This is a genomic window from Marinobacter algicola DG893, assembly GCF_000170835.1.
Lineage (GTDB): Bacteria > Pseudomonadota > Gammaproteobacteria > Pseudomonadales > Oleiphilaceae > Marinobacter > Marinobacter algicola.
The window spans coordinates 23670-40306 of record NZ_ABCP01000009.1 but is presented as its reverse complement, the minus strand read 5'-3'; the positions used below and the strand labels follow the sequence as shown (position 1 = coordinate 40306).

17 protein-coding genes are annotated in these 16637 nt (G+C 57.7%); 10 read left to right on the top strand and 7 right to left on the bottom strand.

Annotation, left to right across the window (positions count from 1 at the left end):
• Positions 1 to 20 precede the first annotated feature (20 nt).
• Genes MDG893_RS08535 through MDG893_RS08520 form a run of 4 tightly spaced genes read left to right on the top strand, consistent with a single transcriptional unit; the run spans position 21 to position 4245 of the window.
• Positions 21 to 1280 (top strand): ABC transporter substrate-binding protein, encoded by a 1260-nt coding sequence (locus MDG893_RS08535; RefSeq protein ID WP_007153353.1) that lies wholly within the window; start codon positions 21 to 23, stop codon positions 1278 to 1280.
• A 54-nt stretch (positions 1281 to 1334) separates the two neighbouring features.
• Positions 1335 to 2261, top strand: coding sequence for a carbohydrate ABC transporter permease (locus MDG893_RS08530; protein ID WP_007153352.1), 927 nt, complete (start codon positions 1335 to 1337; stop codon positions 2259 to 2261).
• Positions 2254 to 3123, top strand: a complete 870-nt coding sequence (locus MDG893_RS08525) for a carbohydrate ABC transporter permease (RefSeq protein WP_007153351.1) — start codon at positions 2254 to 2256, stop codon at positions 3121 to 3123. Before MDG893_RS08530 ends, MDG893_RS08525 begins: the two co-directional genes overlap by 8 nt.
• Positions 3124 to 3129: 6 nt before the next feature.
• Positions 3130 to 4245 (top strand): ABC transporter ATP-binding protein, encoded by a 1116-nt coding sequence (locus MDG893_RS08520; RefSeq protein ID WP_007153350.1) that lies wholly within the window; start codon positions 3130 to 3132, stop codon positions 4243 to 4245.
• A 22-nt stretch (positions 4246 to 4267) separates the two neighbouring features.
• Here MDG893_RS08520 and MDG893_RS08515 read toward each other — a convergent pair whose 3' ends face one another.
• Positions 4268 to 5800, bottom strand: coding sequence for a cryptochrome/photolyase family protein (locus tag MDG893_RS08515; protein ID WP_007153349.1), 1533 nt, complete (start codon positions 5798 to 5800; stop codon positions 4268 to 4270).
• A gap of 101 nt (positions 5801 to 5901) precedes the next feature.
• The gene (gene moaA / locus MDG893_RS08510; protein ID WP_007153348.1) at positions 5902 to 6894 is read right to left on the bottom strand and encodes a GTP 3',8-cyclase MoaA; all 993 of its coding nucleotides are present in this window, start codon (positions 6892 to 6894) and stop codon (positions 5902 to 5904) included.
• A gap of 183 nt (positions 6895 to 7077) precedes the next feature.
• Here moaA and MDG893_RS08505 point away from each other — a divergent pair, with 183 nt between their 5' ends.
• On the top strand, positions 7078 to 7515 hold the full coding sequence (locus MDG893_RS08505; RefSeq protein ID WP_007153347.1) for an RrF2 family transcriptional regulator: 438 nt from the start codon (positions 7078 to 7080) through the stop codon (positions 7513 to 7515).
• Here MDG893_RS08505 and MDG893_RS08500 read toward each other — a convergent pair.
• Together MDG893_RS08500 and MDG893_RS08495 are read right to left on the bottom strand one after the other, a co-directional pair.
• Positions 7512 to 8606, bottom strand: coding sequence for a fatty acid desaturase family protein (locus MDG893_RS08500; RefSeq protein WP_007153346.1), 1095 nt, complete (start codon positions 8604 to 8606; stop codon positions 7512 to 7514). The genes MDG893_RS08505 and MDG893_RS08500 overlap by 4 nt on opposite strands.
• A 74-nt stretch (positions 8607 to 8680) precedes the next feature.
• A complete protein-coding gene (locus tag MDG893_RS08495) occupies positions 8681 to 9784 on the bottom strand; it encodes a ferredoxin reductase (RefSeq protein ID WP_007153345.1) in 1104 nt (367 codons plus the stop codon).
• A 182-nt stretch (positions 9785 to 9966) separates the two neighbouring features.
• On the opposite strand from MDG893_RS08495, the gene MDG893_RS08490 reads away from it, so the two are divergent.
• Positions 9967 to 10593 (top strand): TetR family transcriptional regulator, encoded by a 627-nt coding sequence (locus MDG893_RS08490; RefSeq protein ID WP_007153344.1) that lies wholly within the window; start codon positions 9967 to 9969, stop codon positions 10591 to 10593.
• Between the two features lie 19 nt (positions 10594 to 10612).
• Here the strand turns inward: MDG893_RS08490 and MDG893_RS08485 are convergent, their stop codons facing one another.
• Complete coding sequence (locus MDG893_RS08485) at positions 10613 to 11206, bottom strand: HD domain-containing protein (protein ID WP_007153343.1); 594 nt, start codon at positions 11204 to 11206, stop codon at positions 10613 to 10615.
• Positions 11207 to 11219: 13 nt separating this feature from the next.
• Positions 11220 to 11990, bottom strand: a complete 771-nt coding sequence (locus tag MDG893_RS08480) for a class II aldolase/adducin family protein (protein WP_007153342.1) — start codon at positions 11988 to 11990, stop codon at positions 11220 to 11222.
• 110 nt (positions 11991 to 12100) lie between these two features.
• Here MDG893_RS08480 and MDG893_RS08475 point away from each other — a divergent pair, with 110 nt between their 5' ends.
• Positions 12101 to 12793, top strand: a complete 693-nt coding sequence (locus MDG893_RS08475) for a Crp/Fnr family transcriptional regulator (protein ID WP_007153341.1) — start codon at positions 12101 to 12103, stop codon at positions 12791 to 12793.
• Between the two features lie 27 nt (positions 12794 to 12820).
• On the opposite strand, the gene MDG893_RS08470 is transcribed toward MDG893_RS08475, so the two are convergent.
• Positions 12821 to 14278: a WS/DGAT/MGAT family O-acyltransferase gene (locus tag MDG893_RS08470; RefSeq protein WP_007153340.1), complete on the bottom strand. Its 1458-nt coding sequence runs from the start codon at positions 14276 to 14278 to the stop codon at positions 12821 to 12823.
• A 267-nt stretch (positions 14279 to 14545) separates the two neighbouring features.
• On the opposite strand from MDG893_RS08470, the gene MDG893_RS08465 reads away from it, so the two are divergent.
• From MDG893_RS08465 to MDG893_RS08455, 3 genes are all read left to right on the top strand, one after another.
• Complete coding sequence (locus MDG893_RS08465) at positions 14546 to 15457, top strand: bile acid:sodium symporter family protein (RefSeq protein ID WP_007153339.1); 912 nt, start codon at positions 14546 to 14548, stop codon at positions 15455 to 15457.
• Between the two features lie 64 nt (positions 15458 to 15521).
• Positions 15522 to 15902 (top strand): CidA/LrgA family protein, encoded by a 381-nt coding sequence (locus MDG893_RS08460; RefSeq protein ID WP_007153338.1) that lies wholly within the window; start codon positions 15522 to 15524, stop codon positions 15900 to 15902.
• Positions 15895 to 16620: an LrgB family protein gene (locus MDG893_RS08455; protein WP_007153337.1), complete on the top strand. Its 726-nt coding sequence runs from the start codon at positions 15895 to 15897 to the stop codon at positions 16618 to 16620. Before MDG893_RS08460 ends, MDG893_RS08455 begins: the two co-directional genes overlap by 8 nt.
• The last annotated feature ends 17 nt before the right edge of the window (positions 16621 to 16637 follow it).

The window sequence follows — 16637 nt, the reverse complement described above, 5'->3', positions numbered from 1 at the left end:
CAAGAATAAGGAGTCATGATATGAAATCGTTCAAGCGTCATCTTACAGCTCTGGCGGTCTCTGCCGCCCTGATGCCAACAGCGGCCGTTCAGGCCGGTGAAGTCGAGGTTCTGCACTGGTGGACCGCTGGCGGTGAAGCGCGCGCTGCGGCCGCCCTCAAGAAAATGATGGAAGAGCAGGGCCACACCTGGAAAGACTTTGCGGTGGCCGGTGGGGGTGGTGAAGCCGCCATGACCGTCCTCAAAACCCGTGCCGTCTCTGGCAACCCGCCCGCCGCGGCTCAGATCAAGGGTCTGGATATTCGTGAATGGGCGGAACTGGGGTTTCTGACCAGCCTGGACAGCGTCGCCGACGCTGAGAACTGGGATCAGCTTATACCTCCGATGATTTCCGACGTTATGAAGTATGAAGGCGAGTACGTGGCCGTGCCGGTCAACGTACACCGGGTAAACTGGCTGTGGGTCAACCCGGAGGTCATGAAGGATGTCGGTGTCGAGGTGCCCACCACATTGGACGAGTTCTTCGACGTGGCCGACAAGCTCAAGGCCGAGGGTTACATTCCCCTGGCGCATGGTGGCCAGCCGTGGCAGGACGCGACCGTTTTTGATGCTGTGGCACTTGCCGAGCTTGGCCCCGATGATTACCGCAAGGCGTTTGTCGACCACGACATGGATGTGATCAACAGCGCCAAAATGGAAGACGTCTTCGCACAATTCGCCAAAGTTATGAGTTATGTCGATGATGATGCGGCGGGCCGTGACTGGAATACCGCCACTGGCATGGTGATTCGTGGTGAGGCGGCCATGCAGATCATGGGCGACTGGGCCAAGGGCGAATTCACCGCCGCGGGCCTGACACCGGGCGAGGATTACGTGTGTGCGCCCGCTCCGGGCACAACCGGCCAATTTACCTTCAACGTGGACTCGTTTGCGATGTTCACGCTCTCCGAGGAAGAGGACATCAAGGCTCAGAAGGACCTCGCCCGAACCATCCTGGAACCGGAGTTCCAGACCCTGTTCAACCAGAACAAGGGCTCAATTCCGGTTCGGACCGACATGGACATGAGTGATTTCGATACCTGTGCCCAGGCGTCGATGAATACCTTCAAGTCCAGTGCCGACGATGGTGGCCTGGTGCCAAGCTTCTCCCACGGGCTGGCGACGACCAGCTACATCCAGGGCCAGATCTTTGATGTGGTCACCAACTTCGTAAACTCCAACAACCCGGACCCGGCAAAAACCACGGACCAGCTGGCAGCCGCCATCCAGTCCGCCATGTAATGCCGTATCAGGCCGCCCGGTGGGCGGCCCTCGGGTTTCTTCAGGGGATTCCTCATGGAACACACTCAACGTCGCCCCGCCGGGGTGGCCAGGGCATCGTCTGGCTTGATGGATGGCCTGCAGCGCTGGTTGCCCAAATTGGTGGTGGCCCCGACCTTCCTGCTGGTTGGCATCGGGATCTATGGCTACATGCTATGGACGGGCGTGCTGTCTTTTACCAATTCCAGCTTCCTGCCCAGTTACAATTTCGTTGGCCTGGAGCAATACGCCAAGCTGATGGAAAGCGAGCGCTGGATCGTCGCTTCATGGAATCTGGCGATCTTTGGTGGGCTCTTTATCGGCATCTGCCTGTTGATCGGTGTGGTGCTGGCGATATTTCTGGATCAGCGTATCCGCCAGGAAGGCGCGATCCGGACTATTTATCTCTACCCCATGGCGCTGTCCATGATTGTCACCGGCACCGTATGGCGCTGGATTCTTAACCCGCGCCTGGGCCTGGAAAAACTGATGCACGACTGGGGCTGGACGTCCTTCAGCTTCGACTGGCTGGTGAACTCCGACTTTGCCATTTACACCATCGTGATGGCGGCAGTCTGGCAGGCTTCCGGCTTTGTTATGGCGCTGTTTCTGGCCGGGCTGCGGGGCGTCGACTCGTCGATTATACGTGCGGCTCGGGTGGATGGCGCCAGCCTGCCGGTGATCTACTGGAAGATCATCCTGCCCTCGTTGCGGCCGGTGTTCTTCAGCTCTGTGATGGTCCTGGCCCACATCGCCATCAAGAGTTTTGACCTGGTAATGGCCATGACAGCGGGTGGCCCGGGCTATTCCACCGACCTGCCGGCGGTGTTCATGTACGCCCATACCTTTACCCGTGGACAGATGGGGCTGGGCTCTGCCAGCGCCATGCTGATGCTGGGTGCGATTCTGGCATTGCTGGTGCCTTACCTGTATTCCGAACTGAGGGAGAAACGCCATGACTGATATGGTTCGTACCGGCTTTCGCCCCAGCCGCATTGCTATCTACGGCGTGCTGCTTCTGGCTTGCCTGGTGTATCTGATTCCGCTGATCGTGATGTTGATCACCAGTTTCAAGACGCCCATGGATATCCGCTCCGGCAACCTGCTGGCAATGCCCACCGACTGGACAACCATCGGTTGGACCAAGGCCTGGTCCGAGGCCTGTACCGGTGTGCAGTGTGAAGGCGTAAAAGGCTATTTCTGGAACTCGTTCAAGATGACGGTTCCGGCGGTGATGATTTCCACGTTGCTGGGCGCCTTTAACGGCTACGTGCTGTCGAAGTGGAAATTCAAGGGCTCAGACCTGTTGTTCGGCATGTTGCTCTTCGGTTGTTTTGTGCCGTTCCAGGTGGTGCTGCTGCCCATGGCAGCCACCCTGGGCAAACTGGGTATGGCCAATACCACCGCTGGCCTGGTACTGGTCCACGTGATCTACGGGGTGGCCTTCACCACGCTGTTTTTCCGCAACTATTACGTGGCCATTCCCGACGCTTTGGTAAAGGCAGCCCGGCTCGACGGCGCCGGCTTTTTCACCATCTTCTTCCGCATCCTTCTGCCCATGTCCACTCCCATCTTCATGGTGTCGCTGATCTGGCAGTTCACCCAGATCTGGAACGATTTCCTGTTTGGCGTGGTGTTCGCCAGTGGCGACAGTCAGCCGATAACGGTCGCCCTGAATAACCTGGTGAACACCAGTACCGGGGTGAAGGAATACAACGTGGATATGGCCGCCGCCATGATTGCCGCCCTGCCAACGCTGGTGGTCTATATCGTGGCCGGCAAGTACTTTATACGCGGCCTGACGGCCGGCTCGGTTAAAGGGTAAAACAACATGTCACAACTTGAACTGCGGGACATCCGCAAGACCTATCCCGGGGCTCTCGATGAGACCCTCAAAGGTATCAACATTGACATCGCCTCCGGTGAGTTCCTGACCCTGGTCGGGCCCTCGGGGTGCGGCAAGTCAACACTGATGAACAGCATCGCCGGCCTGGAATCCATTACCGGCGGGTCGATTGTGGTGGAAGGCAAGGATATATCCACCATGGAGCCGAAGGACCGTGATATCGCCATGGTGTTCCAGTCCTACGCGCTGTACCCCACCATGTCGGTGCGCGAGAACATTGCCTTCGGCCTGAAAATCCGTGGTATGCCGAAAGACGAGATCCAGCAGGAAGTGGAGCGGGTCGCCGATCTGCTGCAGATTTCCGCGTTGCTGGACAAGAAACCGGCCCGGCTTTCAGGCGGGCAGCAACAGCGGGTCGCCATGGGGCGCGCCCTGGCTCGCAGGCCGAAGATCTATCTGTTCGACGAGCCGCTGTCCAACCTGGACGCCAAGCTGCGGGTGGAAATGCGCACCGAAATCAAAAAGCTGCATCAGCGCCTGAAAACCACCATCGTGTACGTCACCCACGACCAGATCGAAGCCATGACCCTGGCGGACCGGATAGCGGTGCTTAAAGACGGCGAACTGCAGCAACTGGGTACACCGAAGGAAGTCTACGACACCCCGGAAAACCTGTTTGTCGCCGGCTTTATGGGCTCGCCGTCCATGAGTTTTATCAATGTGACGGTAGAGCAGGCTGGACCGGGCCTGGTGGTCAACATTGAGGGTAGCGATGGCCGGAAACTTGCCCTGCCAGTGCCGGATTACCTGCAGGGGTGGGCTGGCAAACAGGTGGTGCTCGGCATCCGCCCGGAGCACATAAGCCAGCCAGACGAACAGAAAAGGGATAGCCAGATGGTGGCCGAGAGCCGGTTTACGGTGGAGGTGACCGAACCCACCGGGCCGGACATCCTCGCCGTTATTCGCCTCAACAATGTGGATGTGCAGTGCCGACTGGACGCGGAACACCCGGTGAACTGGGGGGAAGAGGCAGAGCTGATGTTCGACATGAGAAAGGTCGTGTTTTTCGATCCCGATAGCGAGAAGCGCATTCGCCCATAGTCGCCCCAGCACCTCTCTTTGTTCAGAGCTGCTCCAGGTGTGCCAGTAAGTCGTCGGCACGCCGGAGCAGCGCCTCCCGCCTTTCTGGTTTCTGCTTGTCCCAGTTGCGGTACATCATGCCCATACGCGGATTATTGGCGAAGTCGTCCCGGTGGCGGTTGATGAAATGCCAATAGAGTGCGTTGAACGGGCAGGCGTCTTCTTCCGTGGCCTTGTTGACCTTGTAGTGGCAGTTACTGCAATGGTCCGACATGCGCTGGATATACTTGCCGCTGGCTGCATAGGGTTTCGAGCCCAGGTAGCCACCGTCTGCGTGCATCACCATGCCCAGCACGTTGGGCAGCTCCACCCAGTCGTAGGCGTCCGCGTACACCGCCAGGTACCAGTCGCAGATTTCCTCCGGTTTGACGCCGGCCAGCAACGCAAAATTACCAGTCACCATCAGCCGCTGGATATGGTGTGCATAGGCGTTGCGGCGGGTAGCATCGATGGCCTTATGCATGCAGCGCATCTTGGTATCCCCCGTCCAGTAGAACCAGGGCAGGGAACGGGTATTGCCAAGCCGGTTTTCCTGCGCGTATTCCGGCATGTGCAGCCAGTAGATACCCCGCACAAACTCGCGCCAGCCCAGAATCTGGCGGATAAAACCCTCCACAGCATTAATCGGCGCACGCCCCGAATACCAGGCCTGTGCGGCGGCCTCGCAGACGGCCAGTGGATCCAGTAAGCCGCAGTTTATGTAGGGCGAAAGGATAGAGTGGAACAACCAGTCCTCATCGTCGGACATGGCGTCCTGAAAATCGCCGAAACAGGGCAGGGCGAAGTCGATGAAGTACTCCAGCGCCTGCTCCGCGTCCTCGTGGGTAACGGCAAAGTGAAAGTCCTCCGTGGTCCCGAAGTGATCCGTAAAATGCGCCTCCACCAGATCAATCACTTCTCGCGTCACCTCATCGGGCTCGACCCGGAAAGGCGCTGGCGCCGGCGGTTTGCCCGTCCACTTGCGCCGGTTGTCCGCATCAAAATTCCACTCTCCACCTTCCGGTTTACCATCCGGCGTCATCAGTAAACCTGTTTTTCGACGCATCTCCCGGTAGAAAAACTCCATTCGCAGCTGTTTACGCCCCTCTGCCCAGTCCGAAAACCCCTGTTTGCTGGCGATAAAACGCGTATCCGGCCGGATCTCCACCTGCGCACCCAGGCGCCCATGCCACTGGCTGACCTGCTCGTGCAATCGCCACTCGCCGCACTCTGTGGTGGTCACTCTGTCAGCGCCTGTCTCTTTGAGTTGATTGGCGATGACAGCCTCGAGGCTTTGGGATTCGTTATCGGGGTGGTAGGTCTGGTAGTGGACCCGCCAGCCGTCAGCCTCCAGCCGCCGGGCGAAATGGCGCATGGCGCTGAACAGCAGAACCAGTTTTTTCTTGTGGTGATTGGTGTAGCTCGCCTCGTCGTGGACCTCTGCCATCACGATTCTGTCTCGTTCCTTGTCAGCGTTTTCGAGCGCGCTGATGGCGGTGGTCAGCTGGTCGCCGAGTATCAGAATCAGATTGGACATAGCGGGAAGCGTGCTCCGTACCTGGGGTGGCAATAACCAATGATCGCCATGATGTGGTACGAAGAATACGCCAATGGTGCAAGAGTGGTTCAGATGGGAGCTTAGCCCCCGGTCATATTCATAAACCGGAGAATCTGAACATCACCCTCGCTGGAAAAGTGATGGCGTTCCGGTTTCAGGTCCATGGCGTTGATGATGGTCTCGCGGAGTTTGTCATCGGTTTCCGGATGGCCGCGGAGCACGCGACGCAGATCAACGGAATGCTCGTTGCCCAGACAAAGCAGCAGACGGCCTTCTACTGTGACCCGAACGCGGTTGCAGGTGGAGCAGAAATTGTGGGAATGGGGCGAGATGAAGCCGACCCGAACGTCGCTGTCCGGCATGCGGTAGTAGCGAGCGGGGCCGCCGGAATCCTCCGGTGTGGGCACCAGCTCATGGCGCTGGCTGATGATATCGCGCACTTCGTCGCTGGTGCACAGCACCTGACCGCGATCATGATCGGAAATTTCACCCAGTGGCATTTCCTCGATGAAGGTAATGTCCACTTTCTTTTTGCGGGCAAACTCCACCAGTTCTGGTACTTCCTGATCGTTGCCGCCTTTCATGACAACGGTATTGAGTTTGATGCCCTCGAACCCTGCCTCTTTTGCGGCGTCTATACCATCGAGAACCTGGGCAAGTCGGCCAGTGCGGGTGATGCGGCTGAACTTCTCGGCATCCAGGGAATCCAGGCTGATATTCAACCGTTTGAGCCCGGCCTTGCGCAGCGGCTCAGCCATGGTGGGCAACTGGCTGCCATTGGTGGTCATGGCAAAGTCCCGCAGGCCAAGTGTGCCGATTTCCTTGACCAGTTCCAGAATGCCCCGTCTTACAAGCGGCTCTCCCCCGGTCAACCGAATCTTTTCGGTACCCAGGGATACGAAGGTCTTTGCCACCTGGGCAATCTCTTCGAGCGTCAGCACCTGCTGCCGTGGCAGAAAGGTCATCTCCTCGGCCATGCAGTACACGCACCGGAAATCGCAGCGGTCTGTGACGGACAGACGCACATAGTTGACGGTGCGACCAAAGCGGTCTGTCAGCGTGGCGTTGGGCATGGGTAAATTCCCCGTCTGGCTTTGTATACAACAAGCATAACCAATGTGTGGCGAATAACCCAACCCAATATCGACAAAAGAACCATTCGGGCGTAAGAACCGGTTTCATGAATGTTGCGTATAGAGGTATCGGTTTGGCCACTTTCGGTGTGAACCTGATCGATGACTTATTGGAGTTGATGAATGCATATCACCCGTTACACCGATTACTCCCTGCGTGTTCTGGTTTACCTGGCGGTGCAGGGTGATGAGCTGGCGACCATTCAGCAGATCGCCGACAGCTATGAGATCTCCAGGAATCACCTGATGAAAGTCGTTCACCAACTCAACAAGAAAGGCTACATCGAAACCGTCCGCGGCAAGAAAGGTGGGATGCGCCTGCACATGGCGCCGGAGGACATTAACGTTGGTATCCTGGTCAGGGAAACCGAACAGGACCTCAGTGTTGTGGAATGTTTTTCCTCCGGGGATGCCTGCCGCATCACGCCGGTCTGCGGATTGAAATCGATGTTCGGCGAGGCCTTGGCGGCATTCCTGGAGGTGCTGGACCGATATACGCTGGCCGATATTATTCACGACCAGCATCGCCCTCAGTTGCTACGACTTTTGCAGATCGCTTAACCCACTGCCCGGTTTCTGAATTCCGGTAGCAGCCGGTTGCGCATCCGGTCTGGTAGTGAGTAGCCGAAAATGCGTTTCAGCACGGTCGAATACTGTTTGGCAAAGGTGCCGGTGTTGTACGGAATACCGTGCTTCTTGCACACCGCCTGAACCTTCTCAGAGATTTCGGGGTAGCGGTGGGCCGGCAAGTCCGGGAACACGTGATGTTCGACCTGGTAGCTAAGGTGACCGCTCAACAGGTGCACCCACTTACCGCCGGTAAAGTTGCTGGAGCCCGTCAGCTGGCGCAGGTACCAGTGGCCCTTGCTTTCTCCTTCGCACTCTTCTTCGGTGAACGTCTCCGCATCCTGGGTAAAGTGGCCACAGAAAATGACGGTGGACGACCACAGGTTACGAATCAGGTTGGCGCCAATGTTGCCCGCCAGCACCACGGGGGCCACCGGAAAGGTGATCAGCGGGAAGAACACATAGTCCTTGAAGGCCTGACGGCCGCCCTTGCGGAAGAAGTCCTTCAGGAACGGAATCTTTTCCCGTACCGAAATTTCCCGGCGGTGGATTCGTTCAGACTCCAGTTCATGCAGCCCCACCCCCCACTGGAAGAACACGCTCAGCAGAATGTAGTTGATGAACTGCAGGGTATGGGCCGGCTTCCATTTGTCGTCGTCGCTCAGGCGGAGCAGGGCGTAGCCGTAATCCCGGTCCTTGCCAATGATATTGGTGTAGGTGTGGTGCTCGTAGTTATGGGTGCGGCGCCAGGAATCGCCAGTGCACACGGTATCCCACTCATAGGTCTGGGAGTGGAGTGACGGGTCGTTCATCCAGTCATACTGGCCGTGCATGACGTTGTGACCGATTTCCATGTTCTCGATAATCTTGGAGATGCCCAATGCCGTGGTGGCCGCCAGGAATACTGGCGGGATAAACCCAAAGGGCATCAGCACCCGGCCACCGATTTCGAGGGATCTGTGAAGCCGAACGATCTTGCGGATGTAACGGGCGTCTCGTTCGCCGAGATCGGAGATCACCTGGTCACGAATGGTGTCCAGGTCTTTTTCAAGCTCTTTCAGTTGTGTTTCGTTCATCGTCTTCATGGTGACTGTGACTCCTTGCAGAATGGTCGAACCAGGTCTGCGAATAATGGGTTCAGGCGTTGTGGTGGGGCCGGTCAGAGTTCAACAGACACCGGCCCGCTCGGAACAGACACACAAAGCTGAATGGTTTCCTCGCCCGGGCCGGATGCTTTCCCGGTCAGGCGGTTGATCACAGTGCCGCTGGTCTTGCGGCAACTGCACTGGTGACAGATGCCCATGCGGCAGCCGTAGCGTGGCGACAGTTTCGCGGCCTCGGCAATGTCCAGCAGCACCGCATCGCCTTCGGACGAGACATCCAGGTTGCTGCGTTGGAAATGCACCGCTCCTCCGAGGGACTCGGTGTCGAGATTTGCGGTCGGCGCGGAGAAGAAGGTGCTGTGAATGCGGTCTTCGCCAATCCCCCGCCGATACAGGAGATCGTTGGCCAGATCCATGAGCCCTTTCGGCCCGCAGAGGTAGCACCGCCGGGCCGCAATGCCGGGAACCTCATCCAGATGTTGCTCGCTGAGGAACTGGGGCGGGTGGGTGTCGCTGGTGGCAAACACCTTCAGGGTGAAGGCCGGCCAGCGACTGGCCAGCGCGTGCAGCTTTTCCGCAGCAATCACATCGGCCTGGGTGCGCACGAAATACAGCAGGGTCACCGGCGCCCGATAGTCTGATGCCGCCATGGTTTCCAGTTGGCTCAGCACCGGGGTGATGCCGCTGCCACCGGCGATGTATAGGGCTGGCTCCTGCGGATCGGGAATCCGGAAGTCGCCGAACGCCTCGCCCAGCCCGATGACCGCGCCTGGCTCCAGGTGGTCGTGCATCCAGTTGGTCACCAGGCCACCGGGAAGCCGTTTGATGGTCAGGGTGACGGTGCCGTCTGCGCGCCATTGAATGGGCGAACTGGACAGGCTGAAGGTTCGGTTGCGACGCACGCCGTCAACATCGATGCCAATATTGACGTGCTGGCCGGCGGCAAAGCCTTTCCAGCGCCCGGCCGGCGCCAGGACAAAGGTTTTGGTGTCGGCGGTTTCGTTGTAGATGGCCTTCACCCTGGCCGGCGTGTATTGCCGTACCCACATGGGGTTGATGCGCTCCAGCAGGGGATCAAAAAAGGCAGCCGGGTCGTCCCGGTTAAAAAGCTGCCTGCCCAGCCAGTGCAGGGTCGGTGACTTTTCCAGTACAGATATCATGATTGCTCTCCTTTGTACTGATGTGTACAAGTGTTCACTAATGTGTACGACTGTACACAGCGAAGTGTTAGGCGGCAATCAAGCCACTAACATTGTCCTATAATGACAAGTTTGGGTTATTTTTAGTGTGGGCCTGTGTACACTTGTTGGCTTGTGATCAACCGATGAGCTAGTTCCAGGCGATGGCAGAAAAACAACGACGTAAGCCGGGTGAAACCCGCGAGAAACTGATGAACGCCGCATTGGCCCTGGTGGGAAAGGGGCGGCACTTTGCCAGCCTGGGCATCCGCGAAGTCACCCGACAGGCAGGCGTGGTGCCGACGTCTTTTTACCGGCACTTCCGCAACATGGATGACCTTGGGCTGCAGTTGGTGGACGAATTGGGGCTGGTGCTTCGACGGATGATGCGCGAGGCGCGGGCGAACGTATTGCAGGCGGACAAACTGATCGACGAATCAGTTGGTATTTTTATCTCCCATGCCCGCAATAAACGCAGTTTTTTCATGTTTATGGCCCAGGGGCTGGCGGGGGAGAGCCGGGCGGTACAGGAAGGCATCCGCAGCGAAATGCGTTATTTTGCCAGCGAACTGGCCAATGATCTTCGGCGTCTGAAAGTGGCGGATCACCTGAGCGATGCCGACCTGGATATGACCTGCGACCTGGTGGTGCGCAGTGTGGCCTTCAGCCTGACGGACATCCTGGGGATCTCTCCCGACGACGACTATCAGGAAGAACAGGTGCGGCAGCGAACCGCACGCTTTCTACAGCTGATATTTGTGGGCGCAGCCAACTGGAAGAGTCAGTCCTGAGCCCACGTTGTGTTTCGGGTCACATGACGCTTTCGGCATCCTTGTAGAGGGATCGCACAGGCTGAGCGAACACCCGTTGCACCATGGGCTCGAAGTAGGAAAGCGGTAACGTTTCCGCATCAGGGTCGAACGCGGGTGAGTCATACTTGTGAACAAACTCGATGGTGCGTTCGAAGTGTGGATGGTCCCGGTACTGGTCTCTCATATCCCGGTTCATACCGAGATAGTGAAAGAAAAAGTAGCCCTGAAAGATGGCGTGGTGTTTTACCATCCAGTGATTAGCGTCGCTGACGAACGGTTCCAGTAGCACTGCGGCGACATCCGCATGGTTGTAGGTGCCCAGGGTGTCACCGATGTCGTGTAGCAGGGCGCAAACCACATACTCGTCGTCCTTCCCGTCCCGGTGTGCCAGGGTAGCCGTTTGCAGGCAGTGCGTCAGCCGGTCAACCGGAAAACCACCAAAGTCGCCCTCCAGCATTTTGAGGTGCGATAGAATTCGATCTGGCAGGCCTTTGGCGAATTCCCCGAAAGACGATGCGATGACCTGCCAGTCTTCGGCCTTGCCGTCTTTCATATGAGTAAACGTGGCCTGGTTCTTTGTCGGTTGGTTCATACTGTTCTCCCCCTTATTCCCGGAAACTGGCATCAATGCGGTCGAGCTTGCGTAGCAGGCCCGGCCAGGCCAGCTTGCCGCCCAGGCCTTTGGTCACCTGATCCGCCTGTTGCCGGATGGTATCCACAATGCCGGCAGGAATTGGCGTCAGTGGGCGATCGCCCGACAGTGCCCTGATCTGAATCTGACAGGACGTTTGCAGTATGTACATGGCCAGGAAGGCATCGGGAATACTGGAGCCGGTGGTCAGCAGGCCGTGGTTGCGAAGAATCATGAAATTGGTATTACCGAGATCCTTTTGCAGGCGGGCCTTCTCGTCTTCCCTTAGCGCCACACCTTCATAGTCGTGATACGACAGGCTTGCCAGTGCAAACAGGCTCTGCTGGGATAGCGGCAGCAGGCCCTCCTGTTGGGCGGATACAGCAATACCGTCGGTGGTGTGCAAATGCATGACGCAGGCGGCATCGTCCCTGACCTGGTGGATGGCGCTATGGATGGTAAAACCCGCGGGATTGATATCGAAGTCGTCGGGGTTGATCTTGTTGGCGTCCTGATCCACTCGCACCAGGCTGGAGGCTGTAATTTCCTCGAACATCATACCGTATGGATTAATAAGAAAGTGGTGCTCGTCACCGGGTATCCGTGCGGAGATATGGGTGAATACCAGATCGTCCCAGCCGTATAGGGCGACCAGACGATAGGCCGCGGCGAGGTCGACTCGGAGCTGCCATTCTTCCTTGCTGACCTGATCTCTTTTTGACGGAATTGAAAGTTGTTCGGACATGGTGCGGCCTCTCAAATCGGGTGTTCTTGTTGTGGTGAGTGTTTAGCCATTCATTGAGTGTAGGTGCGAGTGATCGGCGAAGACTGTCAAATCGTTTACAATTTCTTCCCATGAAGAATATCAAGACTGTCCTTGCCCGCTGCCCTTTATTCTCTGGCTTTTCAGAGTCGGCGATTGATGACCTGGAAGGTATCGCACGGATTCGCCGTTTTGAGGCTAACGAACTCATCTACAGTAAAGGTTCGGCAATATCGACCCTCAACATCATTGCCAGCGGGGTGGTTCGCATCAGTTCTGTGAACCCTGCAGGTCGGGAAGCCACCCTGATCATGTTCAGCGCGGGTACCTGGTTCGGAGATTCAGTGTTTTCTCCCGGGATGCGACGGGTATACGGCGCTACTGCCCACGAGGCCGTAACGCTGATAGAAATACCGGGCGAGGCATTTCGCGAACTCATGGCGACATACCCGGAAGGCTACCCGGTTATTCTTGATATGGTCAGCCGACGGCTATGGGCCGCTATGTCCATTATTGAGGATGATGCACTACGAGGTGTTGCCGCCAGGATAGGGCGACGACTGTTGTTTCTGGCGGAAATCCAGGGCAATGGCGACGTCGGCACTGACCCGGTCACGATCTGGATCACCCGCGAGCACATTGCCAATATGATGGGCATGACCCGCCAGGGCGTGCATAAGTGGATTAAAGACTTTGAGCGTTCAGGGCTGCTGGAGCTGGCTTACGGCCGGATCGTATTACCGGATCCGACCGCATTGCAGCGACACCTGGAGACCATTGAGTAACTCAGCCCCACGGGCACCGGAGCCCTGTTAGCTCTTTTCCGCAGTCTTTTTGCGAGGCGCCTTTCGAGCGTTGGTTTTGGTCTGATTTGGTGGTGGCGAAACCAGGCTTTCCAGTTCATCCAAAGCCTCACCGGTGTAGACCGCCAGCTTCTGCATACTGGGCAACGTATCGCGGCAGCCCGTGAAACCGAAGTTGAGCGAGCCGGCGTAGCTCAGGCAAGTAATGTTGAGCGCACCGCCGTGGGCAATAAGCGAAACCGGGTACATCGCCTCCAGTCGTGCTCCTTCATAGTAAAGGGTTTCCCCTGGCCCTGGCACGTTGGAGATGGTCACGTTGAACACCGGGCGCATTCGCCCGCCCAGGCCTGACATCAACTGCAGGATGTAGGGCGACATCAGCAGCATGGTGTATTGGGTCAGGGCTTTACGCGGCAGTTTCTGAAGGTGTTGTTTGGCCCTGCGGGTAGAGTGTTTGATGCTCTTCAGCCGCTTGAGGGGATCGGCTTCGTCGGTCGCCAGTGAGGCAATCATGAAGCTGATCTGGGTGCCCGTGCCCTGGTCATCGGAGGGGCGGATATTCACCGGAATTCCGGCGGTGAGTGGCGTATCCGGCAAACCATCCTGTTCAACAAGAAAGCGGCGCAGGGCAGTGCCACAGAGGTAGAGCACAATGTCGTTCAGGGAGCCGTTGGACGCCTGGGCGACCTGTTTGATCCGTTCGAGCTGGTAGTGCTGGGTGGCAAACCGCCGCTGACCGGTGACCCGGTGATTGAGGGCGGAAACCGGGCCGGCAAAGGGCGCGGTCAGCCCCTCTTCCGGGTGCCGTGCGGACTGGATCAGGCGGTTCATCGCATTCCAGAGCCTCGGCGCCATGTCGGCCTGAATCCTCAGGGCTTCCATGGCCTGGGACAGGGCGGCTGAAATGCTGGCTTCGGAATCTGTCTTGCTGCCCCGTGTCCGCTCCGGGCGTACCGACCATGGCGGCAGCATATTAATCTCACCGGGGTCCTCGCTGAGCACCCGCTGCATCAGCCGAACACCGCTTATGCCATCAATCATGGAATGATGCATCTTGGTGTAGAGGGCAAAACGGTTGTTCTCCAGGCCCTCGATAATGTGGCATTCCCAAAGCGGGCGGGAAAAATCCAGCGGGTTGGAATGCAGCCTGGATACCAGGATGCCAAGTTCCCGTTCACTGCCGGGGCGCGGCAACGCCGAGTGTCGAACGTGGTAGTCGAGATCCAGCTTCTTGTCGACCTTCCAGGACGGGGCGACCAGGCGGCCCAGGAACCCCGAAAAGGCGAGCTTGTAGCACCAGGGCGGCGCTACATCGGCATCGGCTTTCATGCGGGCGAGCATGTCTCTTAGAAACGTCTCCGGAGCATCTTCCGGTAGTGAAAAAATCTGCAGGTTGCCGACGTGCATCGGGGTGTCTTCCGATTCCACCGCCAACCAGGAAGCGTCCAGTGTGCCCAGGCGTTTCATTGATCGTCCTCTTGCTTTATGAAGCTGCCAAACTGCACTGAATCTGATGCGTTTGGATTCGTATAGTTGTTGTTCGAAAGTATACGCAACAACCGGGACAATCACACGAACAAGCAGGTTGAAAGGTTCAGGTTTTTGCGCGCAATCCCATTCCTACCCTTTGCGCAATTACATGTTGTTGCGAATCCATATTCACTCTTTTTCGGCAGCTTATGCTATTTTCACTAGCTGGCTAATCTAATCACAACAACAATCCTTGGAGGCTTTGTGGAATCGAGTCCACTGATCTCTGCGGGGCTGCCGATTGCCCTGTTTATCATCATGATCGGTATAGGTATGACCCTGACGGTCAGGGACTTCCGCCAAGTGGCGGTGTATCCAAAAGGGATGGTGGTGGGTACTGTTGCCCAGATACTGCTCATGCCCATGGTGGCCTTTGCCATTGCCTCCATGCTCGACCTGTCATCGGCAATTGCCGTGGGACTGGTGATCATTGCGGCCTGCCCGGGTGGCACCACCTCAAATCTGTTCGTACTGCTGTCCCGGGGGAACATCGCCCTGTCGATCGTGCTGACGGTCACGGCCAGTCTTATCACCATCGTGACACTGCCGTTGTTCACCAACTATGCGCTTCAACTCTATGCCGGCACGGAGGAGTCCATCGCGCTACCGGTGGGAAGAACGGTAGGCATGCTGGTGGGTATTGTCCTGTTCCCTGTGGCGATTGGGATGGTTTTCCGTACCCGGGCGCCAGAACTCTCACGCCGCGCGGAAAGCGCGGTCAGCGTGTTCGGGGGTGTGGTACTGGCGTTGCTGGTTGTCGGGCTGATCTGGGGCGTACGAGACCAGATTTGGGACCTGCTGCGACAGGCCGGCCCGGCCACCCTTCTGCTGAACATTGCCGGTATATTCCTGGGGCTCCTGGCGGGCCGCGCCGTGGGCCTGACCCAGCGCGAATCCATTGCAGTTGCCGTGGAGTTGGGCATCAAAAACAGCACCATCGCCCTGCTGGTGACGCTGACGTTACTGGAGTCCAGCACCATGTCGATTCCTGCGGCGGTATACGGCGTGCTGATGTTCCCGATCGGGTTCCTGCTGGCGGCCTACGGCCGGAAGGTGATTCCCGCCACTACCATCACTACCACCCCCCAACCGGGCCCAGAGACCAAGGCCGGGTAGGCAGGGCGCTGCTTAGTGGCTATGCTCCTGACTTGGGCCGTTTTTTCTGTCGGGGGCTGCCATCATGAATTTTCTCAACGGAATAACCCTGCTGCTGGTGTATCAGTTGGTAGGGGAAGTTACTGTTCGTCTTCTGTCACTGCCGATTCCAGGGCCCGTGCTGGGTATGGTGATGTTGTTCCTGACGCTGATGATTCGGGGCGCCACGCCAGAGCCACTTGAGAACGCTTCCAGCGCATTGCTTAGCCATCTGTCGCTACTGTTCGTGCCGGCGGGTGTTGGCATGATGAGTCATTTTGGCCGGATTGCGGATGAGTGGCTGCCGATCACGCTGGCTCTGTTTCTCTCCACTATTATCACCATGGTCGCTACCGCAGGCATTATGCAGGTAACCTCGCGATGGTTTAGCAGCCCCGAAGATGCGGGAGGGCAGAGGGATGAATGAGCCGGTCATTCGTGATATCTGGGTTTATCTTTCGACATCGCCATTGCTTGGCCTGACCATAACGCTGGTGGCCTATGGCCTTGCCTATCGGCTCTATCTCAAGTCCAACTCCAGCCCCCTGGTCAATCCGGTGGTTACCTCAGTGGCAATGCTGATTGCCCTGTTGATGCTCACTGGTACCTCCTACGAGGAATACTTTGAAGGCGGTCAGTTCGTTCACTTCCTGTTGGGGCCTGCCACGGTGGCTCTGGCGGTTCCCCTTTACCAGCAGTTTTCCCGGCTGCGCCAGCTCTGGCTGCCGGTATCCATTTCCCTGGTGTGTGGTGTTGTGATTGCAGCGGGCAGTTCCATCGGGCTTGCCTGGATGCTTGGCGGCTCCACGGAAATCCAGGTGTCCCTGGCGCCCAAATCCGCCACGGCGCCGGTTGCCATGGGGATTTCCGAAACCATCGGTGGCATTCCGTCTTTGACCGCCGTTCTGGTGGTGGCCACAGGTATTGTCGGCGCTGTGCTCGGTACCAAACTGTTTGAATGGATGCGTATCACCGACGACAGTGTGAAAGGCATCGCCATGGGCGTCGCGGCCCATGGTATTGGCACAGCAAGGGCGTTTCAGGTCAGCTCCCAGATGGGGGCTTTTTCGGGGCTGGCGATGGCGCTGTCGGCGTTTGCGACGGCGTTGATTGTGCCCTGGTTAGTGGATTTACTCGGAATTTAACCCGGCAGCAGGAGGTA